Raw genomic sequence first — 23,773 nt, 5'->3', positions numbered from 1 at the left:
TCTATCGGCAAACAGGCCTGCCTACTGGTAGGCATGATCCCATACCTGCGGAATCACACATTGGGATGCTTATAGTAGATGTAATACTCTCCCGAATAAAGTTCGGGACAGGGTATCCCGTTTCCTTCGCGCGGGACAGGTTATGACCATTAAAAACTAATTATAAACTCATGAAAATTGATTCTGAAAAATCGAAGATTATTGATTGGATAAGGAGCTTAGAAAATGAGACAGTAATTGATCACTTGAAAACTCTTCAGAAAGTTTCTTTTCCAAATCAGATCTATCAGCTTTCCCAAGCTGAAAAAGAGGCTGTAGATATCGGCTTGAAATCACTAGATGAGGAACGATCCTATACTAATGAGGAAGTCAGCGATATAATGAGAGCTAAATACCCACAACTTTATAAGGGAAAATGAAAGTCATATGGACTCACCAAGCCCAGAAGGACTATGATCAAAACATAGATTATTTACTTTCAGAATGGTCTGAAAGAGTAGCACGAAATTTTATTGATCAGGTTAATTTAACTATCCAGCTTCTTTCAATTAATCCATATTTATACCAACAAAGTAATTATCAGAATATTCGAAAAGCATTCATAACTAAACAGATTTCACTTTTCTATAAACCCGAAAATGAAAGGATCGTTTTAATAAGATTTTGGAACAATTCTGGATCAACCGAAAGCCTATTACTCTAACCTGGCTCATGTATTAGCTAACAATTTAGTTTTTTATACTTCAAATTAAAAAAGCGCAAATCTCTCGATCTGCGCTTTTTTATTTTAAGTCTGATGCTAAATAGACTATAGTAATTTAGAGGAATAGTCAAACTCTAAATTTGAGGACACTTCGGTCTAAACTTTACTTTACTACCTTCAATATCCCCTGCATGGTATAGAAATGCCCTGGAACAGTACATACATAGGTATATTCTCCAGGCTCAGTCGGTGCGATAAAGTAAATGGTATTTGATTCACTTGGCTGTAGCAATTTGGTATGTACAAGCACCTTGCTGGTATTGGGGATATAATCTTTCTGCTGTCCTTCCAGTCCCAATTTCATAGCGGCCTCTCCTACCTCCAGAGCCGTTCCCGGCATCACTATGACCAAATTGTGCAGCATGTCGTCCACATTTTGGAACACCAGCTTCACTTTGCTTCCCGCTTTCACCTGTACTTGTGCAGGATCGAATTTTAAACCTGGTTTTGTCCCCATATTGATCGTAAGATCTGCTTTACCTCCCCAATCAGAAGGCATGGAAGTGACATGTTTTCCCATTTTCGGAACAGCAGGTTTGTTTGCGGCTTCCTGTTTTTTTGCCGCAGCAGCTTTTGCCTTAGCGGCAGCTGCTTCCTGAGCCTGGGCCACGCTATCTGCCTTAGCTTTCATCATCATCTCATGATCATGTCGGGCCTTGAATGGAGCCACGTCCACTAAGTCACCTTTACCGAAATTATTCAAAGTATAGTAGCCTACTGGATGGAGTAGTGATTTACCTTCTGTAGATTCTACTCCCTCAGCTTTTATCTCGTGTATGTAACCCAATCTCAGGTTTTCTACTACCAAACGGGCTTTCATGCCATCCTCAGAAACCACGACTCCTAGGATGTTGCATGCTTCGTTATTTATTACCGGGCTACCATAAGCAGCTTGATATTTATAAGTAAATCCTGTTACCTGATAGTTCGCAGGATTTTCCGCTATTTCTTTATTTACCGGCTCAGTGAATTCAATCTCAAATCCATCAGGTTTAGATTTGATAGTCTTCATCTCAAAAGGCATTCTTCCTGTCCACACCAAACGTTGCAAGCTAAACAACTCCTTACCTGTAGAAGACCAACCCCGGCTGGTCATGCCCACAAACATGGAGGCATCATTGCCCCAAACCATTCGCAGGATACCTGAGGAAAAACCCTCTCTAAAAGGAAAAACAACTCCCTGATAGACACCGTCAATTTTTTCAAAATCAACACGGGCTATATTACTTTGACCCTGATCCCCTACAAACACCTGATTGGCAAAAGGGCCGAACTTCCCTTCTGTATCATCATTTAGGAAACCGGAAGTAGAAATCCCCAAAATCCCATGAGGCAGCCAAATCGCAGGGGCTTTTAAACCTGGTACACGTTTGGCCACATCATACATAGGTTCCCCCGTATTGGGAATATCCTCTTTTTTCAGTGTAACTGGAGAGCCCGGGAGATCAGACCAAGCCAAGCTTTCGGCGTTCCCAAGAAAATCACCTTTCTCAACGTGGGAGATTCTCCCCGAGCCAACCCAGTCACCTTGGTTTTCGGTATAAAAGAAGTCCCCTTCCGCATTCAACCCATAGCCTGCCGGTGAGCGCATTCCAGCTGCAAACGGCATCATTTCTCCTTCAGGTGTGACCTCAAGTGTCCAACCTCTCCATGGCACCAGACTCACTCCATGACCAAGGCTGTTGCTCCAGCCTACATTGAGCGTGACCAGCATATTGCCATTCGGCAGGAAAACAGGCCCATACGAATACTCATGATAATTGCCCGAAAGTGGCCATGAAACTATTTTTTTATAGACATCAGCTTTTCCATCCCCATCAGTATCCCTCAAACGTGTCAACTCGCTCCTTTGTGTTACGTAGATGTCACCTTCATGATAGGCAAGCCCAAGTGGCTCATGCAGACCAGAAGCAAACTTTTTGTACACGGGCTTTTCACTTCCTGAGATTTCCGGACTGGAAACTATCCAAACTTCTCCCCTTCGGGTACAAATAGCCAAACTACCATCTGGCATGGTGGCCATGCCCCCCACTTCCAAAATCACATCCTCAGGTACTGGCAAGGATATCAGTTTATAAAAATCATCCTCTGTCTCAGGCAACCTCATTGGTGCTGTTTCTTGTGCTTTTAATTCTGCTTGGCCGATAAATAGGCAAGCCAGGGCAAAAGCAAATCCTTTCATACTCTTGATTTTCTTTAGATTTTTCATGCTGCTTCCTATTTTACCAAACGATTGAATATGTGGCCACTCCGGAGTTCCCTGTCAATTTCACAGGTAAAATAAGCTCCTGCGAGCCATCCGCCGAATCTCTGATAATCGGGGAATCTTTCTTCCCGGCAAACTCGATGTAATAGGATTTATCCGAAACGGCATAAAGTCCGTTCGGCAACTTCTCGATATTAGTGCCCTGAGCTACCATGACATAAACTGGCTCGCTATTATCCTCCGCCATCATCTGTACCGTGCGCCTCAGTTTTTTACCGGCATCCTTTGTATCGAATGTCTCCTTAATGCTTATGCCAGGCATCTGATAGCTTACTATTGGAGCTCCATCTTTCTTCAATTCATACCCTTCAAATACAAACTCCTCGTTCACTTTCGGCCAAGGGGAATCTTTGGAGGACAGGACAGCCACACTTGGCATTCCGTCAAATTCGATCACATTCCCCATTGGAAGCATCAATTGGGTTTCTCCTCTTCCGTACCACATTGGGGTCGTTTCCACAAAATCCCCCCTCCACACACTTAAGAGCTCACCTGTACTCAAGTCAATCGCATAGTTTACCCCTTTTGGCTCACCAACAGCAAGCGTATGGGTACGCTTTTCATCCTTATGCATGAGAAAACCACGTTGTATTTCCGTATTATCCCTTACTTTCACAGCGATCTGCCCCACCGGATCATCTGCACGTAGCGGCACTTTCAGTGCGGTTTTAGCGATACCCTTCCCTTCTACTGTGAGTGTGATATCATTGCTAGGGGCATACCAGTGGCCAAAGGTTTTGAAATAGTTCAGCTTTATTTTGTGCGTTCCCGCGGCCAATCGAACAGCACCGTTGGCTTTTCCGGTCACGCCATCCACATATACCACTTCCCTATCATCTATAAAAAGCTTCCCTGCACCATTGATTACTCCGGGAGGTGTGTCATCAGGTACCCAGGCAAGATTTAGATTAAAGAAATAATCCCCTGGGTTGGGTACAGTCAATATTCCTTCTATGCTCCCTGAGAACTCATTTCTGGTAGCTGGAGCCAAATGTGCCAAAACATCAATATCCATTTTGCCTTTAGGATTGGCCTGCTCAAAATCATTGATGCTTTTTATACTATCGTAATAAGTAAGGTTCAAGTCCTTAAGCGTCACTTCTTCCGAACCATACATTTTATAGCTGATATTCCGAATGGCCACCCCCCCGTGATCTCCCTGGACCACCAATGGGCCCAGAGCCTGCTCATCTTCGAAAAAAGCGGCACGTGTAGGCCCTGTCACTTCAACGTTTTTCTGCACGAGCACTCCATTTTGGTGAACAGAAATAAATTTGGCATTGGAGGTCTTTTTGCCTTCAGCATCAAACCTCGGCGCTCTAAAGACAATTTTCAATGATTGCCAAAGCCCAGGTGCCCTACTCACATTCAATAAAGGTGGATGGCCTTCAAACCCTTCATGCCCTTGGCCTCTACCAGCTTCCCAGCGTTGGTAGAGAGCACCCGCATCCGCAAAAGTTGGGTTCTCCACACCCCAGGAATCAAACAACTGAACCTCATATCTACCTTGAAGGTAAATTCCCGAGTTGCTGCCTTTAGGCATCATAAAATCCAGCGAAAGCTCCAGGTCTCCATGTTCAAAATCCGTCCGGATCTCTTGATTACCCTCCTTCATCATGGTATTTAGCAGAACACCTGTTCCCGGGGAGACTTTGGTTTTACCACCATTCAGATCATAAAACACATCCTGAACAAGTTGCCAATTGCTACCTGTGGGTTGAAAATCCTCCAAGTTCTGGAGTGACAGCACTTCAAATGGAATCGGACTTTCCTGTGCCGAAGTTGCTATAGTCTTGATAAACAAGCAACAACAAACAATTAATAATTTAGAATTCATTATAGGATTAAATAGGTTATTTGCCCCAAAGGTAGCTTTCTATGCTTTTTAAAAAAATAGGAATATTCAAAGTTAAAATTTAACTCACTTGGATTTAAACAATAAAAAAGCAGGAGAAGATCTCCTGCCCTTTATTTGAAAACTAAACCAACTATTATTTAACTACCACAATGAATCCAAAAATAATACTTTTATGATCAAATCAAAATTCCAAATAAAAATTTGTTAAGATTATTTCTTCTCAGGGAAATTCCCTCGTTTAAATGCAATTCCCAATGCTAATCCTTGGCTGAACTGGATTTTACTATCCTGATCCAAATCATAGATCATCAGACTAGTCAAGCTAACGTTCACCAGGTTGGATACTTTTGCTGTGAGTCCGAAGTCCAACCTATGGTCAATCGCATCAAAAGCCAAGGTCTCATAGTTAGCATACATCTGGTACCTGATCATCAACGAGAGATTTTCAGATAGTTTTTTGTTGTAATCTGCCAGCAAGCTAAAAGCCAACCATTCTGTACGGACGGTTTCGCCTATTTCCACACCATAGTTCTGTGGTACATTCAGGTATAAATCCGTATCGGCGACAAATGTCCATCTTGGAGAAAATGGTGCCATACGCAAGCTGAATTCATCATTAGGTTTATACTCTATACCTAACGAAGTGGTAAGGTATGCAGGATTGGCAAACTTGGATATAAGTATTTTATCAGCTCCTTCAGGAAAGTTATAACCCGGGGCGAACTGGGACAGAAAATTAACAGAGAAGAAATAATTCCATTTGTCATTGATTTGATATCCAACTTTGGAATCGAGAAAAATCCGGTCATTTGACTTACGGCCTTCTTCCCCTTTGTTTTTCACCACTCCGTAGATAAAATCCATGGTATTATCCCATGTCCATTTGTCTTTTGCATAATTTGCACGACCATTGAGGTAAATTCCCAAAGCAATGGAATTTACACCACCGCCTTGCCAGTTTCCACTGAATGCAGCTTGGTTTAAATTCAAACCTCCGCCAATTTCTTTGAGCCAATAGGACGTATCTGACGGAATTAAGGCATTATCTTCTTGGGCAAATAATTGCCCAGAAAATAAAATCAAGAGTAAAAATGTTGAAATTCTTTTCATAATTAATAGATGTTGAACTATTCCAATATAAATAAATACAATGCAAATATGGAAAATGACTTGGAAAGAGAATTAATAATTCGGGATTATTTAGCCAGACAGCGCACAACATTGGCAAATAACAGAACTTTATTATCATTTATCAGAACATCCCTTTACTTTTTAGTATCGGGAACGGCACTCTTTGAAGTGAAAGAACTTGATCATGTGAGAGATTTAGGGTACTTGGCATTTGGATTGAGCATTTTATTTTTGATCATAGGATTCTTGAGTTTTTACCGCGTTCGCGCAAAGCTCAAAAAGGGCAATTATTTAAAAATGTGATTTATGACCTTTGAAATAGGTTTGGTTTTTTCAATTATCGGAATCGCCATTATTCTTTTTTTAACAGAGAAATTCACCATAGATACTGTATCTATCGGGGTGATGGCGGCCTTTTTACTCACAGGAATCCTAAATGTGGAGGAGGGCTTGGCTGGATTTTCCAATCCGGCTACCATTACTGTTGCTGCCATGTTTGTGGTGTCTGCTGCGATTTTCCACACAGGCCTTCTTGAAAATTTCACTCATAGACTAAGCACACAGGCTCAGAAAGGCGAAAGCTATCTTCTTTTAAGCTTAATGCTCACGGCCGGGTTTCTCTCGGCTTTCATCAGTGACACCGCTGTAGTGGCATTGCTCATGCCAGCAGTTATCCGCCTGGACAAAACCAACAACATTCCTCCCTCCAAATTGCTCATGCCATTATCCTTTGGCGCGCTGATGGGCGGCATTTGTACATTGCTAGGAACAAGTACCAATATTCTGGTTAGCGGTATAGCAGCTAAAGCGGGATTACCTTCTTTTGGGGTTTTTGAAATGAGCTTGATGGGCATGGTGTTTTTCGCTATTGGACTGATCTATATGCTGACCATAGGAAGGTGGCTTACCCCCAACAGAAAAGCCAAAACAGATTTAGGAGAAAGTATCCAGTTGGGAAACTACCTATCTGAATTAGTAATCCTAGCTGAATATGGGCAAATAAATGAGCCTCTTTACAAGCAGGAACTTTTTAACAAATTCCCCATAAAGCCACTGCAGATTATCCGATCTGACGGTAGGAAGGTACGGGTATATCCAAATACATCCATTCAGGTAGGCGACATCATCCGGGTCAACTGTGACAAAGAGGCTTTGGAAAAAATCAAGTCCACCACCGGGATCGAACTTAAAGCTGATCTAAAATGGGATGAAGAGAACATCACTGATGAGGAGGAAAGGCTCTATGAAGCACTGGTCACTCCTAATTCATTCTTGGTAAATAAAAGTATCAAAGGACTGAATTTCAAAAAACTATATAATCAGGTGCTGGTAATCGGAATCAGGCATAGGTCAGATATGCTCGATTCCCTGTTATCCAGAACAGCGTTAAGGGCTGGAGACATTCTGCTTCTGAGAGCCACAGAAGATTCTATACAAAGTATAGAAAACAGTGAGGACTTATTGCTACTCTCAGAAACTAAACAGCAACCTATTAAAAAGCTCAGAAGTATATTGACCCTAGTAGTCCTGGCTCTTGTGATAGGTTTGGCATCCTTTGAGGTTTTTCCTATAGTCGTTACGGCAGTGGCAGGAGCTATAGCACTTATAATGATAGGATCATTAAGTACCGAACAAGCTTATAAAGCCATCGATTGGAAAGTAGTCTTAATGCTTGCGGGAGTGTTATCCATGGGTACGGCACTTCAAAAAACAGGTGGAGCCGAATTAATCGGCGCATCAATTGTGGACACGGTAGGTGATTTTGGGCCTAGAGCGGTGATGAGTGCCTTATTCGTTCTGACTTTTATGATGACAAATGTGATGTCCAATAATGCAACTGCGGCACTACTTGCTCCAATTGCAATCAGCATAGCCGCTGCCTTACAGGTAGATTCCAGACCTATGCTCATGGCAGTGACTTTTGCAGCAAGTCTGAGTTTTATGACTCCCATGGGATACCAGACCAATGCCATGATCTATACTCCAGGAAATTATAGATTTAGTGATTACGTGAAGATAGGCACACCTTTAAACCTCCTTCTATGGCTGGTAGCGACGATAGGGATTCCTTTTTTCTTTCCCTTTTAGAAGGGCTAACAAAATGGCACTATTACTGAGTAAATATTAAACTCATATAGATGGGACTTGCTAAAAAACCGTACGCATAAAAAATGGGTCAATCTTTCAATATGATGCTTTTGGTCTATTTCTGTTTTTTTCAGCAAGCTCTACTTAAAAGTTTATTTGCACCCTAGCACCTATAAAAAACCATGAAAATCCTCAGCATAGTATTGATCATCGCAGGAATATTTATGCTTTTCAGCAGCAGCTTTTCTTTTACCACAAAAGAAAAAGTAATCGACGCAGGCCCGATCCAGATAAGTGCCGATAAAAAACGGGAGGTAAATTGGCCTACCTATACAGGGGGGATCGTATTGGCAGCTGGCGTGATCCTGCTGGTTGTTTCGCAAAAAAGAAAGTAAATTCAGCTTTTGTTTTTTAACATAACTTATTCCCCACTTAGTTTGAAATTCGCAGCAGTAGATATTGGTTCAAATGCCATAAGGATGCAAATCACCAGCATCTCACTATATGAAGGAGTTACTAAATTCAAGAAACTTGAATATTTAAGGTTTCCGCTACGCCTGGGCCAGGATGTATTCCATAGTCAAAAAATTTCTGATATCAACCGAAGAAAATTCGTGAAGTTGATGAAGGCATTTAAGATCCTAATAGATCTTTATGAAGTGGATGATTACATGGCCTGTGCCACCTCAGCTATGCGGGAAAGTATCAATGGCAAGGATATAGCCCTAGAAGTAAAAGAAGAAATCGGGCTGAAAATCAACATTATAGACGGAAATAAAGAGGCTGAGCTAATCAATAAATCACTCAACAAGTTCTTTGACGAAAAGACTTACCTGCACATAGATGTGGGCGGAGGTAGCACTGAGCTCAATATTTACAAAAACAGGGAGAAAGTCGCTTCCAAATCCTTTCAGATCGGTTCAGTGCGCGCGCTGGAAGACAAGGTGTCAAATCCTGTTTGGACAGCTATGGAAAATTTCGTCATCAAACACTTACAGCATAGCCCAAAGGTGATTTCTATTGGGACCGGAGGGAATATCAATAAAATTTTCGAACTGTCGCTTCCGAGAAAAAACAAACGATATTTAGATTATCAAAAAATAGAGGAAGTGCTATCCTACTTGCAAACACTCTCGTTTGACGAGCGGGTTCACAAACTTAATTTGAACCATGACCGTGCGGATGTGATCATACCTGCGGGTAAAATCTACCAACGTGCGATGAAAGTGGCAAAGTCACAACAAATGATTGTACCTGATTTGGGGCTGAAAGACGGAATCATCCAGGTGCTTTATGAGCGGAATCTAGCAAAAAAGCCCCTTTAAACCGGGGCTTTGTAAGTTATTCGACTAACCTAACCTGCATCACGTTGTCGGCATCAAGGTCGAAGAATTCACGATGGACATTGAATTGAGGCTCATCCCCTTCGGCCTGTTTTGCCACGTATGATCCGTCTTCCTGCATCACATAAGAATTCACATTATCCTTAAGATTATAGGAAAGTATATTCATCAGTTGCTTTTCCAGAAGAGGAGCTTCCACCTTGAACAGGGCTTCCAATCTTTTGTCAAAGCTCCTGACCATCATATCCGCACTTCCAGCATAGGTCCGGGTATCTCCATTGTTGTGGAAGTAATAAATCCTGGAATGTTCCAAGAAGTCACCTACAATAGAGAGCACCTCAATGTTCTCACTCAAACCTACCCTACCCGGGCGGAGGCAGCAAATACCACGCACGATAAGCTTAATCGTCACCCCCGACTGGGACGCACGGTAGAGCGCATATATTATTTCAGAATCCTCTAGGGAATTCACTTTGATAAAAATACCACTTGGAAGCCCGTTTCGGGCATTTTCAGCCTCTTTTTCGATGTATTCGATCAGCTGGTTTCTCATCTCACGTGGAGCGGTGATAAGATTTTTGTACTGAGAAGGCATGGAATGCCCAGTAATTACGTTGAAAAATTCAGACACATCGTTCGCTAGAACCTCATTGGTAGTCATCAAGCCTATGTCCGTATAAAGCCTTGCGGTGTCTTCATTGTAATTCCCCGATCCCAAGTGGACATACCTGGTAATTTCTCCTCCGTCACGTCTCACAATCAACAGTAATTTGGTATGGGTTTTCAGATGGGAAATCCCATAGATCACAAAACAACCGGCTTTCTGTAGCTTTTTGGCTTCGCGTATATTGTTTTCTTCATCAAATCTTGCTTTCACTTCGAATAAGACAGAAACATGTTTTCCGTTTTCCGCCGCCTTCAACAGTGCTTTGGTGATTCTACTATCCTTCGCCAGTCTATAGATTGTCATTTTGATAGCCATCACATCCGGATCTTCAGATGCTTTTTCTACCAGATCAAGGATCGAATCAATATTATTGTACGGATGGTGAAGAAGTATATCCTTCTCTTTCAACACATCAAAAATATCCGAAATACCTTCATCCTGATAAGATAAGGGCTTTACAGGATCGGGGGTCTGTGGTAAGCGCTCACGGAATTTCTTATTGCCTACCACCTGCCAGAGTCCAGTAAAATCAATCAAACTAGCCCTCTTGACCAGAAAAACTGAATCCATTTTTAGATTCCATCTTTCCAGAAGTGAATTCATCATCCACTTACTATATCCCTCTTCTATTTCTATCCTTACCACTCTTCCACTCTTCCTTTCCATGAGTTTCCGCTTTACCTCCTCGAGAAAATTCGCATCCATATCTTCACTTTCTTCCAATGTGAAATCCCCATTTCTGGTAATTCGGAAAAGGCTAATTCCTTCTATTTGGACATTTCTGAAAAGTGAAACAATATTTTCCCTGATAACCTCCTCTATAGGAATAAGCAAAAGAGAATCTTCGCGCTCGATTTCAAAAAACCTTGGAATGTTGGCCGGAATCTGGACGAAACTCATCTTACGCATATCCTGCCTATCACCTGGACTGGTGGTCACCACCCCAAAAACCAGCAGCTTATTCATCAGGATCGGGAAAGTTCGATAGCCATCATACACCATGGGCGTAAGCATTGGATATATAGCTTTGACGAAATAATCGTGGACCTTTTCCTGCTCTTTGTCCGTGAGCTTGGAGATATTGCAAAGCAGTACACCTTGACTTTGGAGCTCCGGCATGATGGTTTGGGAGAAATGCTCATGCTGTTCTATATGAAACTTATGGCTTTCATCCATTAATTTCATCTTAAATGGCTCCTCTCTCAATCCCGAATAATCCACCCTTTCCTTGTCATAATCCAGGTAGTTATAGAGTGAGCCTACCCGAATCATAAAAAACTCATCCAAATTGGAGGCCGTAATGGCAAGGAATTTAAGCTTTTCAAAAACATTCCGGTGAACCTTCTTCGATTGATCCAAAACACGCTCGTTAAACTTTAACCAACTAAGGTCTCGGCTTACCAAATCACTCTGTTGGATAATAGAATCGTACTTCTCAACAATTGCCGGTTTCATTGCATTCTAGGTTAGTATTTAGAAGCAAGATAAGTTTTGCTTCCATATTTTGGCTTTACTAATATATTAACAATTAAAAAAAGGGGCTGAAACGCCCCTTTTTTGATCAGGTATCGATTTTAGCGTATTTCGCATTTTTCTCAATAAATTCTCTCCTCGGGGAGACTTCATCTCCCATCAGCACGCTGAACAGATGATCTGCTTCTGCCGCCGATTCTATATTTACCTGTTTGATTGAACGCACATTGGGATCCATAGTAGTAGTCCAAAGCTGTTCTGGGTTCATTTCCCCCAAACCCTTATATCGTTGGATACCTACACTGTCTTCCTTCCCATCCTTTGCCATCTCGGCGGTGAGGATTTTACGCTCTTCTTCAGTCCAGCAATACCGTTCGTCTTTTCCCCTTTTTAATAGATACAAAGGCGGCAAGGCTATGTAAACAAAACCATTTTCGATCAGCGATCTCATATAGCGGAAGAACAATGTCAATATCAGCGTACGGATGTGAGACCCATCAATATCAGCATCCGTCATGATGATGATTTTGTGATAACGTAGGCCAGTAAGATCAAGTTCTTTATCGTCGTTTGCCGTACCGAATTTAACCCCTAATGCGGTCAGAATATTCTTTATTTCCTCGTTGTCGTAGATTTTATGCTCGTGTGCTTTTTCTACGTTCAGGATTTTACCTTTGAGAGGTAAAATTGCCTGAAAATCCCGGTCTCTCCCCTGCTTGGCGGATCCTCCCGCTGAGTCCCCTTCGACTAGATACAACTCACAAACCGTAGGATCACTATTGGCACAATCGGCAAGCTTGCCAGGAAGTCCCCCACCCCCCAAGACATTCTTACGCTGTACCATTTCACGGGCTTTTCTGGCGGCATGTCTCGCCTGAGCGGCCAAGATCACCTTACCCACTATTATTTTCGCTTCTTTAGGATGCTCTTCCAGCCAGGTTTGCAAAGCTTCAGAGACAGCACTGTCCACGGCACCCACTACATCGGAGTTACCCAACTTGGTCTTGGTCTGTCCTTCAAATTGAGGTTCAGCTACTTTAACAGAAATCACCGCCGTCAGTCCTTCCCGGAAGTCATCACCCGATACTTCCATCTTCAACTTATCCAGCATACCGGATTTATCGGCGTAGGATTTCAACGTCCTGGTCAATGCCCGTCTAAACCCGGACACGTGGCTACCTCCTTCGTAGGTATTGATCGTATTCACGTAGGACACCACATTTTCAGAATAGGAACTGTTATAGTTCATCGCTACCTGTACCGGTACACCGTTCTTTTCAGTATCAATAGAAATAGGCGTGTCAATGATTTTCTCACGGCTTACATCGAGGTATTGCACAAATTCCACCAACCCTCCTTCTGAGAAGAATTCGTCAGATTTGACCGACCCGTCATCTTCAGTCTCACGTAAATCAGTCAGAAATATCCTGATGCCGGCATTCAAAAAGGACATCTCCCTAAGCCTGTTGGCTATAGTTTCGTATTTGTATTCGGTGATTGCAAATATGCTTGGATCGGGCTTGAAATGGATAGTGGTTCCTCTTCGGTCGGTAGTGCCTATTTGTCTGGCAGGATACTGAGGCACGCCGATTTTAAATTCCTGCTCGGTAATCACCCCATTTCTATACACAGTGGCTTTCAGATCAGTGGACAGCGCATTCACACAGGAAACCCCCACGCCATGCAGGCCACCAGACACTTTATAGGTATCCTTGTCAAACTTGCCTCCGGCATGCAATACAGTCAACACTACCTCTAGCGCTGACCTTTTCTCCTTTTCATGCATATCGGTTGGGATCCCACGGCCGTTATCTTCTACCGTGATTGAATTGTCCTCATTCACGGTGACTTTAATCGTATCGCAGTAACCTGCAAGTGCCTCATCTATAGAGTTGTCAACAACTTCCCAGATCAGGTGGTGGAGCCCCTTGACGCCTACGTCACCGATATACATAGCAGGTCTCTTACGAACTGCTTCAAGCCCTTCTAATACCTGGATATTACCGGCACCGTATTCGGCTGGATTCTTCGCTTTTTCTTCACTCATATGTTTTGGAGAAAACCCTCAAATGGGGTCTAAAAAGGTGATTTTAAGTTCTTTTTTAGATGTGGCAAGATAGTAAAAAAAAGTGACTCTACACAGCTTTTCGAAGTACCGGGTTTCACAAATACCGCTAGATAAATCTATCCCAGAAAATGCCTGTTTCTGCCCTGTCAATACTGACCTGAACCTAGCATTACCAGTGTACATGCAGGAAGCACCTCAATACCCTGAGCTTTTGCCTTTTCGAAAAAGACAGGGTTTTCTGTTCCCGGATTGAAAATAATCCGTTTGGGTTTTAATCCTATCAGATAATCAATCCATTCTTGTTGATTTACAGGCCCCAGATATAGCGTGATGGTATGGATGCTTTTTAGTTCGGGCTTAGTCCGAATATCCAGGATCTTTTCCCCAAAAACCTCGCCGGATTTGATTCCAATCGGAATGAAAGGAATGCCTGCATCAGCTAATCTACTGGCCGCAAAATAAGCATATCGGCCAGGATTGGTTGTGGCCCCGACTATCAATGTAAGTTTATCAGACATCTTCTCTGCTACCAAATATTCTGTCACGCTCAAAGGTATCCATGTGCCTATGTTTTTTGGTTTCATAGATATCCGCCAACGTGATCAATATGCCCGTTTCCTCCACCTCACCAAATTCATCATTAAGGGCAGTACCAAACGTCATCATTGTAGGAGATAGATTCATATAGGTATTGATCAGTGGCGGTATATTCTCACCATAGGTCCTTATTCTACCATTCAGCAGTTTATATCCTTCTTTGTATTCCAGGTCTTCGAATGGATTTCCAGCATTTGGAAGATCTGTATCGTAACCTAACCTCAGTTCATCCTTTGGCTTGACCAGTCCTTCTTTGTCCGGAAAATAGTAATTCATAAACATAAGCAACAAATCCCTTGCCTCTCTGTTGAAATGCGGATACATGGTCACTTTCCCAAAGAGGTATTTTACCTCTGGATTCATCAATACCACTGCCCCCAAACCATCCCAAAGATTGTCCAGACTGAATATCCCCTTCCTATTATCCAGCGCTGGTTGATACTTAGGCTGAACAAAGGAACGTCCCAATTCTATAGTAAAGGGAATATAATCTTTTATAAAGCGATCTGAAAAATCAAACAAATGGGTAGTCGAGAGATTCAAAGTACCATCTGCCTTGACAGAGTTTTTGCAATTGATCAGTCGATACCCTGCAACAATTTCCTCATCTTCGGGATTCCAGGTGACTAATTGCTCATAGCAATTCTCACAGACATCGTTTTCGTCCAGGTCCAGTTCCAGGCCTGTTCCCCCACCTGCTGCCCTGAATGTAAGTTCCCGTAACCTTCCGATTTCTCTGACCACATTTGGGGAATTATGGAAATTCACAAGGTAAACCAAATTATCCCCGTTATTGGTGTAGCGTAAAAAACGGTCCGGCACCAACTCAGCCTTTATTAGTTCTTTGTCAATTGCCGGAATTATTTCTGCTTCTTTATTATTCATTCTTTTTGCCTAGTTCGTAAACTATATCCTTCACATGATCAGCCCATTGTCCATCCGTTTTGGAGGAATCCAAGCTCTGATAGGAAATCTGTTCACCTACCCTGATCACGACTTTCTGCCCTTGCTGCTTATACAATTCGTCAGCTAGGTAGAACATCTCAATATTGGCTTTAATACCGATTTTCTTTCTCCAATAAGCCAAATTGTAGAAAAATCTGGAATTTTTTCCTCCTATAAAACAAGGTAATATATCTTTTTTGTATTTCTTCGCTTTGCTTACAAAGCTCTTTTTCCATTCCAAATCCCGGATTCCGGAATCAAGCTTTCTTGAAACAAGTCCTGCAGGAAAAATCAACACCGCATAAGAACCTGAATAGACAGAATCTATAGCGGCCAAAGTATCTGCGGAATTTCTCCCATGCTTATTAATAGGAATAAATAAGGGATGGAAATTTTTGAAAGCCATCAACAGGTCATTGACCAAAAAACGTATATCAGCCCGCACCTGACCTATTGCCTGAATCAACGCAATCCCATCTATTCCACCCAGCGGATGATTGGCAGCTAGGATGATCCCCCCAGTCCTGGGAATGTTCTCTGCTCCTTCCAACTCCACTTGAATGTTAAGTTCTTTGATCAACCCATTGGCGAAATCTATTCCATGTAAGTGCCCCACTCTGTCCAGCACATCATTCATCCAATCTTCATGAGTCACTCGCTTGATATAGTTCAGTAAAAAGCCAGGCATCCACTTCAAAAGCTTTGGATTTTTAGAAGCTATGGCTTTTTCTATATCGATGAATTTCTTTGACATGGTAACTTCCCAGGGTGACTACTTGGATGATTCAAAACAGCAGAACTAGTTCTTGTTTGTCATCAAAATAAGCCCAAAAGTACAAAAAAACAGATTTAACATTCAGAATCAATCAGCCGTACGGGGTTACTACCTGAAAACCAATACCCTTAATTTAAATACATAGTAGCTAGGCCTAATAATTTGTGATCAATACGGTTTCATTCCTTTGCTTAAAATTTCAGCAAGACACTGCCACAGCAGGCTGGTAAAGAAAATTGTGCGGCCAAACCAAAACAGGTCAAAGTTGTCCAACTTAAAAATCCAAATGCCCTACTTCATAGCATCACGATCTGTCCTCCTCCGATTAATTCCCTATTTTTGCAGACTGAAAAACACATCCCATGAACGAATCCATACTATCGCTTTGCCCAGGACTTTGGAAAGATTATGAACTCATTGACACCGGTGGATTTGAGAAATTGGAGCGGTTTGGAGACTTCATCCTCAGCAGACCTGAGCCTCAGGCTATCTGGGACAAAACCCTTCCTGAAAGTGATTGGAAAAGTATGACCCATGCACATTTTGCAAAGGAAAAAAGCAATCCTGAGAAGGGGAACTGGGAACAACTCAAGAAAATGCCGCACAACTGGGCTATAGAATATGCGAATGAAGATGGGTTGAAACTAAAACTGAACCTAGCCCAAACTTCCTTCAAGCATATTGGCCTCTTCCCTGAACAAGCGGTAAACTGGGATTACCTGTACAAAACCATCAAGAGATTTCCCGGTACACAACCTAAAGTACTCAATCTATTTGCCTATACAGGTGCTGCAAGTGTGGCCGCTAAAGCTGCCGGTGCGGATGTGACTCACCTGGACTCTGTAAAGCAGGTAGTAACCTGGTCCCGTCATAATATGGAATCCTCCGGACAAACCGACATCCGATGGATCGTGGATGATGCCATGAAATTCATCAAAAGAGAAGCCCGCCGGGGCAACAAATACCATGGTATCATCCTGGATCCTCCTGCCTATGGCCGCGGCCCTGATGGAGAAAAGTGGGTGCTGGAAGAGCAAATCAACGAAATGCTTAAAGTCTGTGCGGAAATCCTGGATCCAAAAGACCATTTTCTATTGCTGAATATGTATTCTCTTAGCTTTTCTTCCCTGATCGCCGCAAACCTTATCAACACGACCTTCACTGACGTGCGGAACGCCGAACATGGGGAACTCTACCTGAAGGATAACCAGGATAAAAAATTACCCCTGGGAATATTCTTTAGATTTTCCAGCTTTTGATCTAAACATTAGTAATGAATAACCGACAACTCTTCCTACAGCACTTAGCACAGACGACGGATTTCCCTTTGATGATCGAAGTGGAAAAAGCGGAAGGAATTTATCTTTTTGGGCCTAAGGGCGAAAAATACATCGATCTGATATCCGGCATAGGAGTAAGCAACGTGGGACATAGGCATCCAAGGGTTTTGAATGCCATTCAAGAACAGCTGGATAAATACCTACATCTGATGGTGTACGGAGAATTTGTGCAAAGTCCACAGTCCATGCTTGCAAAAGCACTTTGCGATACCCTTCCCGAGAAGCTGGACAACGTCTATCTTGTCAATAGCGGAAGCGAAGCAATAGAAGGCGCTTTAAAACTAGCCAAGCGCTATACCGGAAGGCCAAATCTAATATCCTGTGTAAATGCCTACCATGGAAGTTCTCATGGTTCATTGAGCGTGGGGGGAAATGAGATTTTCAAGCAGGCCTATCGACCTTTGCTTCCAGGCGTAAGTCATATTCATTATGGGGAGATCTCAGATCTAGACAGTATTAATTCTCACACCGCAGCAGTATTGATTGAGACAGTGCAGGGTGAGGCGGGAATCCGGGTTGCAAGCAGAGATTATTTCCAAGCCTTGCGAAAACGGTGTGATGAAACGGGGACTTTGCTTATTCTGGATGAAGTCCAGTGCGGCTTTGGCAGGACAGGGAAATTCTGGGCTTTTGAACACTTTGGGATAGTACCTGATATTTTGGTCTGTGCCAAAGGAATGGGCGGAGGTATGCCTATAGGAGCCTTTATTGCCAACAAGGAAGTAATGGGAGTGTTTAAAAACAATCCGATCCTTGGCCATATTACTACATTTGGTGGACATCCGGTCAGCTCGGCGGCATCATTGGCAACCATTCAAATCCTGCAAGAAGAAAAACTTATTGAACAAGTAGAAGAGAAAGCTGAATTGTTCAAGACACTTTTGGTTCATCCAGCTATCGTAGGCATCAGAAACAAAGGCCTGTTGATGGCTGTTGAATTCAAGTCATTTGATGTGCTGAAGCCTATTATTGACCGGGCTACAGAACTCGGGGTAATCACCGACTGGTTTTTATTCTGCGACGATGCCATGCGAATAGCCCCTCCTCTCACGATCAGTAAAGCGGAAATTCATGAAGCCTGTGATGTGATTTTAAGGGCTATTACCGAATTTACACCCTGATACTGTAGATTTACGTATTAAGTTAGGAACGTCTAATACCGTGAATCCTAAACAACTGCGGAATTTCCTTTTGTTTAATGATTTTGGTTAACTTGAAATGCTAAATATCATAATTATGTCTAAAAAGGATTTAATCGGAAAGACAGTCCATATTTTAGAAAAACTTCCAATTGAGAAAATTCAGGAGGTAAATGAGTTTGCTGATTTTATCCTGAAAAAAATGGAAGATAAAACACTTCAGGAAGGCATCACAAAATTAGTAAGAGAAGGTAAACCATATAGATTTCTGGAAAAAGAGGAGGATATCTATACCGTAGAGGATTTAAAAGTTAGGTACAAGTGACCAAAGGCGATATAATCCTTGTACCCTTCCCATTCACGGATTTAACAGGCCAAAAAAACAGATCTGCCTTAGTTCTACTTGCAACAGATTTGGATGTAACTGTTGCCTTTATCACCACTCAGCTAAATGAAATTTCAGATTTAGACCTTCTAATTCTTCCAGATGTAGAAAATGGCCTAAAGAAAAAATCAGTAATCCGTGTATCGAAAATTGCCACTTTAGATAAAAACATAGTTTTAGGTAAATTAGGCATTGCTTCAGAAACTACTCTTAAGGAAGTGGATTTGAAACTTATAAATGCTTTTTCCCTTAGCTTCTAAGCATACGAAAACTTACGCATCTTCAATCGACACAATCACAAAAGCCAGTTCGTCATCTATATTTTCAAACATCCAGATGTCCCCATCTTTAGTAAAGTAAGTTACTGGAAGCTTATCCAGTTCTGATATTTTTGCTTCAGCAATTAGATTGAAGTCCTTATCAAATACGCTTAAAAAAGTATCCGATCCGGTCGATACATAATCTCCGTAACCATTGAGTTCTTCCCCAAAATGCATTCTTTCTGAAAACCTGAAAAAACGTTCATTTTTCTCATCCCAAAAAAAAGATTTGTAATTAAGGTCTTCCTCATTTTTTTTAATAATTTCCTTCAATTGACCAGAACTTCTTTCAACTTCTTTTGGTGGCACATAACTCTTCTTATCGGCCAATAAATGTGTATTCCAGCTTTTCGTATAAAGACTGTCTTTTTCCAAATCAAAAATCAGCACTTCATTGAAGGCAGTATTACTAATAACAATTTGCCCATTCACACTTATAGCTTTGGCACTTGGCCCATAGCTTCCAGCTGGAGTTCCTTCATACAATAGATTAACATTGAACTCATTTAGTTTCTCTAATTCTGGCAACTCTATCTTTTCAAAAGTTTGATCTTTCAAATCAAAATCAAGTATCAGGCGAGATCCACTCTCCCAATGAAAAATAAATGCAATAAGCCTATCTGAATTATTTTCAACTTGAAAAAATGCTCCTGCATAGTATTCATCAGTTCCAAGGAATTCAGGAGCAATTTTATCCAGTGCCAAATCCCTGACTAATTGTCCATTTTCATCAAAAACTTTGTACATAAAATAATCCCAGAAAAGTATATTTCCATCCGACAAAAGAGAGAAGTGTGAAACATAGTTACCCAAGTTAAGTACGCCATTAGGACCTTCTTTTTCGAATTGAACCTTCTCTAAAAGTCTAAGTTCATTTAGATCAATCTTCTCCGTGGTAAAATCTTGTCTATTAAAATTGACCAGATAGCTTTTATCGGTAGATAGACTAGAATAATAAAGTTGATCTTGTAAATAAAGAAACTCATCACCTGAATCTACTAGCACAGTGTCTAAGGAAACTCTGATTTGACCCGAAACTACTTGCTTTTTTTCTCCTTTCGAGGCACATGAACAAACAATCAGGAAAGTCGAAACAGCAACAACTATTCTCATAAAATCACAGGTTAAATTCAACTAAAAAACTTCAGATACCAAAAGTTAATTGAATTCAAACTACTATTTCATTTATGCATGTTACAAAAAGTTAAATCCTGAAAATCTATAAAATGCCTTTCTCTGGATGCTTTCCTGTCACAGTTCTGCCAAATACTTTCAGTTCTTCGATCTGGGCATCCATATTGCCATCCGGATAGACGACAGGCCCGATACCTGCTTCTTTCTTCTTATAGTCCAGATACCCAACTATAATCGGGACATTTGCCCCAAGTGCGATATGATAGAATCCTGATTTCCATTTTTTCACCTGACTCCTTGTACCTTCAGGTGTAACCATAATTACCAGCTCATCACGTTCTTTGAGCATGGATACCATGGATTCTGTATAGGTCTGCTTCCTGCCTCCAGGTACCCGTTTTCTGTCTATGGAGATAGCTCCCAGTCCCTTCAGCAACCACCCTAAAGGCCCCACCATTACTTCCTTTTTTATGGTAAACCGCACTGGGATATCCATCAGGAAAAAAGCGGACCGCGCATAGAGTATATCCCAATTGGATGTGTGGGGAATAGCGATAAGCACAGCCTTTTTTACTCCATCAGGCCATTGGTTGTTCAAAGACCACCCTGATATCCAAAACACAATACGGGACAAAAACTTCATCATGCTTTCTTAGATTTAGTACCTTTCACTGCCAGTTCCAAAATTGAAGGATTATTTTCAATAAATTTCATCGTATGTTCATAGCCCACGGCAAATAGTTCGGGGGCTTTTTTAATATCAAAAACCCCATATCGTCCAAGCCCAGGCGGTTCTATAAAAAAATCACACTTGGACTTACGGCTATAGACATTATAGTTCATAGACATTATCACCGATCGTTCTATCAGCTTTTTCATATTGCTGATATTGGCTTCTTCAGGAAGCTGGTTACAGTTCACACCGATGACATAATCACAGATCCCATCCAGCGGTTCCACTGGAAGGTTGTTCAGGATACCTCCATCCACCAGGTACCTTTTTCCTATGATGATAGGATCAAACATGCCAGGGATACAGGACGAGGCCATTATAGGCCTGATCAGCTCCCCTTCTGAGTAATATCTGACTTTTCCTTTTTTGATGTCTGTTGCCGCCACTGTCAAAGGGATCTTCAGCTCCCCAAAATCATCGTGATCAAGGTAGAGTTTGAAAAGTGTGCTCACGGAATCCATTTTAAGAAAGCCTGTCCAGGAAACTGCAGGCCGAAGAAATTTAAAATAGTTTGTGGCTACTATGATTTTGAGAATCTCATCTGGTGTATATCCCTGACAAAACATAGCCCCGGCAATAGCCCCTGCTGAGGTACCGGAAACTTCTGTGGGGAATATACCTGACTCCGTGAGGGCTTTTAAGACTCCCAGATGTGATATTCCACGTACTCCTCCCCCAGAAAGTGCAATCCCGATTTTCAGTTTAGATTTCATCCAGTCTGAATGTTTGATCCAAGCGTACGCCTTTGTCAGTCATTTTCACAGTACAGCATTCATTCACTGGATCATGTTCCAGGAACAGAATATATTCTTCCCGGGCAGCCTCTTCCAGAAACTTGGCTTTTTCGTCCATGGTAAGCAGAGGGCGGGTATCATATCCCATCACGTATGGCAGGGGTATGTGACCTACCGAGGGCAACAGATCAGCTACAAACACCACTGTTTTTCCTCTGTATTGAATCTTGGGAAGCATTTGCTTATCCGTATGCCCATCTACGGTAATAAAGTCAAACCCTGGGAGGAATGACTGCTGTGAAAGATCCATAAAATCCAATTGGCCTAGCTCCTGCATTGGCAATATATTCTCCACTAAAAATGAAGCCTTTTCCCTAGGATTAGGTACAGTGGCCCATTGCCAGTGGTCTTTATTGGACCAGTAAGTCGCTCTGGGAAAAGTCAGTTCATATTGGCCATGGGAACCATATTTCACTCCACCTCCACAGTGATCGAAATGAAGATGTGTCAAGAAATTATCGGTGATCTGATGGTCACCTACCCCAAGTTTCCTCAGAGACTTCTCCAAAGAATCATCCCCATGTAGGTAATAATGGGAGAAGAACTTAGCCTCCTGCTTGTCGCCAATTCCATTGTCTATAAGGACAATTCTATTTCCATCGACGACCAGTAAAGATCTCATAGCCCAGGTACATAGATTATTCTCATCAGCCTGATTAGTCCGTGACCAAAGTGTTTTAGGCACGACACCAAACATGGCACCTCCGTCCAATTTGAAAAATCCGGTATTGACTACGTATAATTCCATGATATGAAAGAAAAATCCCGGACTTTGTAAGAAATCCGGGCTTTATAAATTTACTCGACTACCACACCCATCGAGCAAAACTTGTCGATGCGTTGGTCAATTCTTTTTTCAGGCTTGATTTTATCCAGCTCTTTCAGCGCATGAAGAATGGCTTCTTTTAAGGTGATTGCCATTTTTTTCATGTCGCGATGGGCTCCTCCAAGTGGCTCAGGGATGATACCATCCACCAGACCATTGCCTTCCATGTCTTTCGCCGTCAGTTTCAAAGCCTCAGCGGCCTGTTCCTTATAATCCCAGCTTCTCCAGAGAATGGTAGAGCAGTTTTCAGGGGAAATAACAGAATACCAGGAATTCTCCAACATCAAAACCCGGTCGCCAATAGCAATGCCCAAAGCTCCACCAGACGCACCTTCGCCGATGATAATGCAGATCACAGGTACCTTCAGCATAAACATTTCCTTGATATTCCGGGCTATGGCTTCTCCCTGCCCACGCTCCTCCGCTTCCAAGCCTGGAAATGCACCTGGAGTATCAATCAGCGTGACGATAGGCTTGCCAAACTTCTCGGCCATTTTCATCAGGCGAAGTGCTTTTCTATAGCCTTCAGGATTTGCCATCCCAAAGTTCCGCATCTGTCGCTGCTTGGTGTTTCGTCCCTTTTGCTGGCCAATAAACATCACGGAGCGGCCATCCAGATCTCCCAGACCACCCACCATCGCCTTGTCATCTGCCACATTCCTATCTCCATGCAGTTCGATGAAATCATTGGTCATCTCATAGATATAGTCCAGCGCATAAGGTCTATCGGCATGCCGGGAAAGCTGTACTCGCTGCCAGCGAGTAAGATTCTGAAAAGTTTCTTTTTTCAAAGCAAGGATTTTATCTTCAAGGGATTCAATATCTGAGCTTAAATCGATATCTCTGCCGGTAGCCAACTCCTTCATTTCCTGAAGTTTCTGTTCTAAATCAGCTATAGGTTTTTCGAATTCTAATACCATTTTGGTGATTTTTGGGAAAAACAAAGATAAGCATATACCCGTGGGAATTAAAATTTTTAACGAATAGCATAAGCTAAATCAGGATCAGCCGGAATAGCTGGGGAGCTGGTTATTTTAAGCATAGATATTTGATAGTCTGAACAGGAAGAATTCAATGTTGGTGACACCTCTGAACTGAGCCCTGAATGCCTTGATTTTTGCATTGAAT

At 42.1% G+C, this 23,773-nt stretch carries 23 protein-coding genes; 10 read left to right on the top strand and 13 right to left on the bottom strand.

The window, feature by feature from the left end:
- Positions 1-170 precede the first annotated feature (170 nt).
- Together LZF95_RS12495 and LZF95_RS27770 are read left to right on the top strand one after the other, a co-directional pair.
- Entirely contained in the window at positions 171-419 is a 249-nt protein-coding gene (locus LZF95_RS12495) for a hypothetical protein (RefSeq protein WP_233755352.1), read from the top strand.
- Complete coding sequence (locus LZF95_RS27770) at positions 416-703, top strand: type II toxin-antitoxin system RelE/ParE family toxin (RefSeq protein ID WP_368670778.1); 288 nt, start codon at positions 416-418, stop codon at positions 701-703. Before LZF95_RS12495 ends, LZF95_RS27770 begins: the two co-directional genes overlap by 4 nt.
- A gap of 163 nt (positions 704-866) precedes the next feature.
- Here LZF95_RS27770 and LZF95_RS12490 read toward each other — a convergent pair whose 3' ends face one another.
- The 3 genes from LZF95_RS12490 to LZF95_RS12480 form a co-directional block, all read right to left on the bottom strand.
- Positions 867-2,972, bottom strand: a complete 2,106-nt coding sequence (locus tag LZF95_RS12490; RefSeq protein WP_233755350.1) for a plastocyanin/azurin family copper-binding protein — start codon at positions 2,970-2,972, stop codon at positions 867-869.
- 13 nt (positions 2,973-2,985) lie between these two features.
- A complete protein-coding gene (locus LZF95_RS12485; protein ID WP_233755348.1) occupies positions 2,986-4,866 on the bottom strand; it encodes a family 16 glycoside hydrolase in 1,881 nt (626 codons plus the stop codon).
- Positions 4,867-5,097: 231 nt separating this feature from the next.
- Positions 5,098-5,997, bottom strand: coding sequence for a DUF3078 domain-containing protein (locus tag LZF95_RS12480; RefSeq protein ID WP_233755346.1), 900 nt, complete (start codon positions 5,995-5,997; stop codon positions 5,098-5,100).
- Positions 5,998-6,045: 48 nt separating this feature from the next.
- Here LZF95_RS12480 and LZF95_RS12475 point away from each other — a divergent pair, with 48 nt between their 5' ends.
- From LZF95_RS12475 to LZF95_RS12460, 4 genes are all read left to right on the top strand, one after another.
- Positions 6,046-6,321, top strand: coding sequence for a DUF202 domain-containing protein (locus tag LZF95_RS12475; RefSeq protein WP_233755344.1), 276 nt, complete (start codon positions 6,046-6,048; stop codon positions 6,319-6,321).
- Between the two features lie 3 nt (positions 6,322-6,324).
- Positions 6,325-8,106: an SLC13 family permease gene (locus LZF95_RS12470; protein ID WP_233755342.1), complete on the top strand. Its 1,782-nt coding sequence runs from the start codon at positions 6,325-6,327 to the stop codon at positions 8,104-8,106.
- A 182-nt stretch (positions 8,107-8,288) separates the two neighbouring features.
- The gene (locus LZF95_RS12465; protein WP_233755341.1) at positions 8,289-8,501 is read left to right on the top strand and encodes a hypothetical protein; all 213 of its coding nucleotides are present in this window, start codon (positions 8,289-8,291) and stop codon (positions 8,499-8,501) included.
- A 42-nt stretch (positions 8,502-8,543) separates the two neighbouring features.
- Positions 8,544-9,431, top strand: coding sequence for a phosphatase (locus tag LZF95_RS12460; protein ID WP_233755339.1), 888 nt, complete (start codon positions 8,544-8,546; stop codon positions 9,429-9,431).
- A 16-nt stretch (positions 9,432-9,447) separates the two neighbouring features.
- Here the strand turns inward: LZF95_RS12460 and ppk1 are convergent, their stop codons facing one another.
- From ppk1 to LZF95_RS12435, 5 genes are all read right to left on the bottom strand, one after another.
- Entirely contained in the window at positions 9,448-11,571 is a 2,124-nt protein-coding gene (gene ppk1, locus LZF95_RS12455; protein ID WP_233755337.1) for a polyphosphate kinase 1, read from the bottom strand.
- 106 nt (positions 11,572-11,677) lie between these two features.
- Positions 11,678-13,636, bottom strand: a complete 1,959-nt coding sequence (gyrB, locus tag LZF95_RS12450; RefSeq protein WP_233755335.1) for a DNA topoisomerase (ATP-hydrolyzing) subunit B — start codon at positions 13,634-13,636, stop codon at positions 11,678-11,680.
- Between the two features lie 167 nt (positions 13,637-13,803).
- A complete protein-coding gene (locus LZF95_RS12445; protein WP_233755333.1) occupies positions 13,804-14,175 on the bottom strand; it encodes a CoA-binding protein in 372 nt (123 codons plus the stop codon).
- Positions 14,168-15,139 (bottom strand): GNAT family N-acetyltransferase, encoded by a 972-nt coding sequence (locus LZF95_RS12440; protein ID WP_233755331.1) that lies wholly within the window; start codon positions 15,137-15,139, stop codon positions 14,168-14,170. The genes LZF95_RS12445 and LZF95_RS12440 overlap by 8 nt, the downstream gene beginning before the upstream one ends.
- Entirely contained in the window at positions 15,132-15,953 is an 822-nt protein-coding gene (locus LZF95_RS12435) for a 1-acyl-sn-glycerol-3-phosphate acyltransferase (RefSeq protein ID WP_233755329.1), read from the bottom strand. The genes LZF95_RS12440 and LZF95_RS12435 overlap by 8 nt, the downstream gene beginning before the upstream one ends.
- Positions 15,954-16,336: 383 nt before the next feature.
- Here LZF95_RS12435 and LZF95_RS12430 point away from each other — a divergent pair, with 383 nt between their 5' ends.
- The 4 genes from LZF95_RS12430 to LZF95_RS12415 all read left to right on the top strand — a co-directional run bounded on the left by LZF95_RS12430 (position 16,337) and on the right by LZF95_RS12415 (position 19,098).
- Positions 16,337-17,233, top strand: coding sequence for a class I SAM-dependent methyltransferase (locus tag LZF95_RS12430; RefSeq protein ID WP_233755328.1), 897 nt, complete (start codon positions 16,337-16,339; stop codon positions 17,231-17,233).
- A gap of 14 nt (positions 17,234-17,247) precedes the next feature.
- Positions 17,248-18,435, top strand: coding sequence for an aspartate aminotransferase family protein (locus LZF95_RS12425; RefSeq protein WP_233755327.1), 1,188 nt, complete (start codon positions 17,248-17,250; stop codon positions 18,433-18,435).
- Positions 18,436-18,550: 115 nt separating this feature from the next.
- Positions 18,551-18,778: a hypothetical protein gene (locus tag LZF95_RS12420; RefSeq protein WP_233755326.1), complete on the top strand. Its 228-nt coding sequence runs from the start codon at positions 18,551-18,553 to the stop codon at positions 18,776-18,778.
- Entirely contained in the window at positions 18,775-19,098 is a 324-nt protein-coding gene (locus LZF95_RS12415; RefSeq protein WP_233755325.1) for a type II toxin-antitoxin system PemK/MazF family toxin, read from the top strand. The genes LZF95_RS12420 and LZF95_RS12415 overlap by 4 nt, the downstream gene beginning before the upstream one ends.
- 12 nt (positions 19,099-19,110) lie before the next feature.
- Here LZF95_RS12415 and LZF95_RS12410 read toward each other — a convergent pair whose 3' ends face one another.
- The 5 genes from LZF95_RS12410 to LZF95_RS12390 form a co-directional block, all read right to left on the bottom strand.
- Positions 19,111-20,271, bottom strand: coding sequence for a DUF4221 family protein (locus LZF95_RS12410; RefSeq protein ID WP_233755324.1), 1,161 nt, complete (start codon positions 20,269-20,271; stop codon positions 19,111-19,113).
- A gap of 106 nt (positions 20,272-20,377) precedes the next feature.
- Positions 20,378-20,938 (bottom strand): 1-acyl-sn-glycerol-3-phosphate acyltransferase, encoded by a 561-nt coding sequence (locus tag LZF95_RS12405; protein WP_233755323.1) that lies wholly within the window; start codon positions 20,936-20,938, stop codon positions 20,378-20,380.
- Complete coding sequence (locus LZF95_RS12400) at positions 20,935-21,738, bottom strand: patatin-like phospholipase family protein (protein ID WP_233755322.1); 804 nt, start codon at positions 21,736-21,738, stop codon at positions 20,935-20,937. Before LZF95_RS12400 ends, LZF95_RS12405 begins: the two co-directional genes overlap by 4 nt.
- On the bottom strand, positions 21,728-22,567 hold the full coding sequence (locus tag LZF95_RS12395) for an MBL fold metallo-hydrolase (protein ID WP_233755321.1): 840 nt from the start codon (positions 22,565-22,567) through the stop codon (positions 21,728-21,730). Before LZF95_RS12395 ends, LZF95_RS12400 begins: the two co-directional genes overlap by 11 nt.
- Positions 22,568-22,617: 50 nt before the next feature.
- Positions 22,618-23,565 carry an acetyl-CoA carboxylase carboxyltransferase subunit alpha gene (locus LZF95_RS12390; RefSeq protein ID WP_233755320.1) on the bottom strand — a complete coding sequence of 316 codons (948 nt, stop codon included), beginning with the start codon at positions 23,563-23,565 and terminating at the stop codon, positions 22,618-22,620.
- Between the last annotated feature and the right edge of the window lie 208 nt (positions 23,566-23,773).

It is taken from the genome of Algoriphagus sp. AGSA1, assembly GCF_021390545.1.
GTDB lineage: Bacteria > Bacteroidota > Bacteroidia > Cytophagales > Cyclobacteriaceae > Algoriphagus.
The sequence above is the reverse complement of the archived record's forward strand: the minus strand, read 5'-3'. Positions and strand labels throughout refer to the sequence as shown.

What these genes read in the sequence shown, in the direction of transcription:
- gyrB (WP_233755335.1), bottom strand. Translation starts at nt 13,636, where the DNA reads ATGAGTGAAGAAAAAGCGAAGAATCCAGCCGAATACGGTGCCGGTAAT.
- LZF95_RS12440 (WP_233755331.1), bottom strand. Translation starts at nt 15,139, where the DNA reads ATGAATAATAAAGAAGCAGAAATAATTCCGGCAATTGACAAAGAACTA.
- LZF95_RS12465 (WP_233755341.1), top strand. Translation starts at nt 8,289, where the DNA reads ATGAAAATCCTCAGCATAGTATTGATCATCGCAGGAATATTTATGCTT.
- LZF95_RS12475 (WP_233755344.1), top strand. Translation starts at nt 6,046, where the DNA reads ATGGAAAATGACTTGGAAAGAGAATTAATAATTCGGGATTATTTAGCC.
- LZF95_RS12430 (WP_233755328.1), top strand. Translation starts at nt 16,337, where the DNA reads ATGAACGAATCCATACTATCGCTTTGCCCAGGACTTTGGAAAGATTAT.
- LZF95_RS27770 (WP_368670778.1), top strand. Translation starts at nt 416, where the DNA reads ATGAAAGTCATATGGACTCACCAAGCCCAGAAGGACTATGATCAAAAC.
- LZF95_RS12435 (WP_233755329.1), bottom strand. Translation starts at nt 15,953, where the DNA reads ATGTCAAAGAAATTCATCGATATAGAAAAAGCCATAGCTTCTAAAAAT.
- LZF95_RS12400 (WP_233755322.1), bottom strand. Translation starts at nt 21,738, where the DNA reads ATGAAATCTAAACTGAAAATCGGGATTGCACTTTCTGGGGGAGGAGTA.
- ppk1 (WP_233755337.1), bottom strand. Translation starts at nt 11,571, where the DNA reads ATGAAACCGGCAATTGTTGAGAAGTACGATTCTATTATCCAACAGAGT.
- LZF95_RS12445 (WP_233755333.1), bottom strand. Translation starts at nt 14,175, where the DNA reads ATGTCTGATAAACTTACATTGATAGTCGGGGCCACAACCAATCCTGGC.
- LZF95_RS12425 (WP_233755327.1), top strand. Translation starts at nt 17,248, where the DNA reads ATGAATAACCGACAACTCTTCCTACAGCACTTAGCACAGACGACGGAT.
- LZF95_RS12470 (WP_233755342.1), top strand. Translation starts at nt 6,325, where the DNA reads ATGACCTTTGAAATAGGTTTGGTTTTTTCAATTATCGGAATCGCCATT.
- LZF95_RS12490 (WP_233755350.1), bottom strand. Translation starts at nt 2,972, where the DNA reads ATGAAAAATCTAAAGAAAATCAAGAGTATGAAAGGATTTGCTTTTGCC.
- LZF95_RS12495 (WP_233755352.1), top strand. Translation starts at nt 171, where the DNA reads ATGAAAATTGATTCTGAAAAATCGAAGATTATTGATTGGATAAGGAGC.
- LZF95_RS12480 (WP_233755346.1), bottom strand. Translation starts at nt 5,997, where the DNA reads ATGAAAAGAATTTCAACATTTTTACTCTTGATTTTATTTTCTGGGCAA.
- LZF95_RS12485 (WP_233755348.1), bottom strand. Translation starts at nt 4,866, where the DNA reads ATGAATTCTAAATTATTAATTGTTTGTTGTTGCTTGTTTATCAAGACT.
- LZF95_RS12420 (WP_233755326.1), top strand. Translation starts at nt 18,551, where the DNA reads ATGTCTAAAAAGGATTTAATCGGAAAGACAGTCCATATTTTAGAAAAA.
- LZF95_RS12405 (WP_233755323.1), bottom strand. Translation starts at nt 20,938, where the DNA reads ATGATGAAGTTTTTGTCCCGTATTGTGTTTTGGATATCAGGGTGGTCT.
- LZF95_RS12410 (WP_233755324.1), bottom strand. Translation starts at nt 20,271, where the DNA reads ATGAGAATAGTTGTTGCTGTTTCGACTTTCCTGATTGTTTGTTCATGT.
- LZF95_RS12395 (WP_233755321.1), bottom strand. Translation starts at nt 22,567, where the DNA reads ATGGAATTATACGTAGTCAATACCGGATTTTTCAAATTGGACGGAGGT.
- LZF95_RS12390 (WP_233755320.1), bottom strand. Translation starts at nt 23,565, where the DNA reads ATGGTATTAGAATTCGAAAAACCTATAGCTGATTTAGAACAGAAACTT.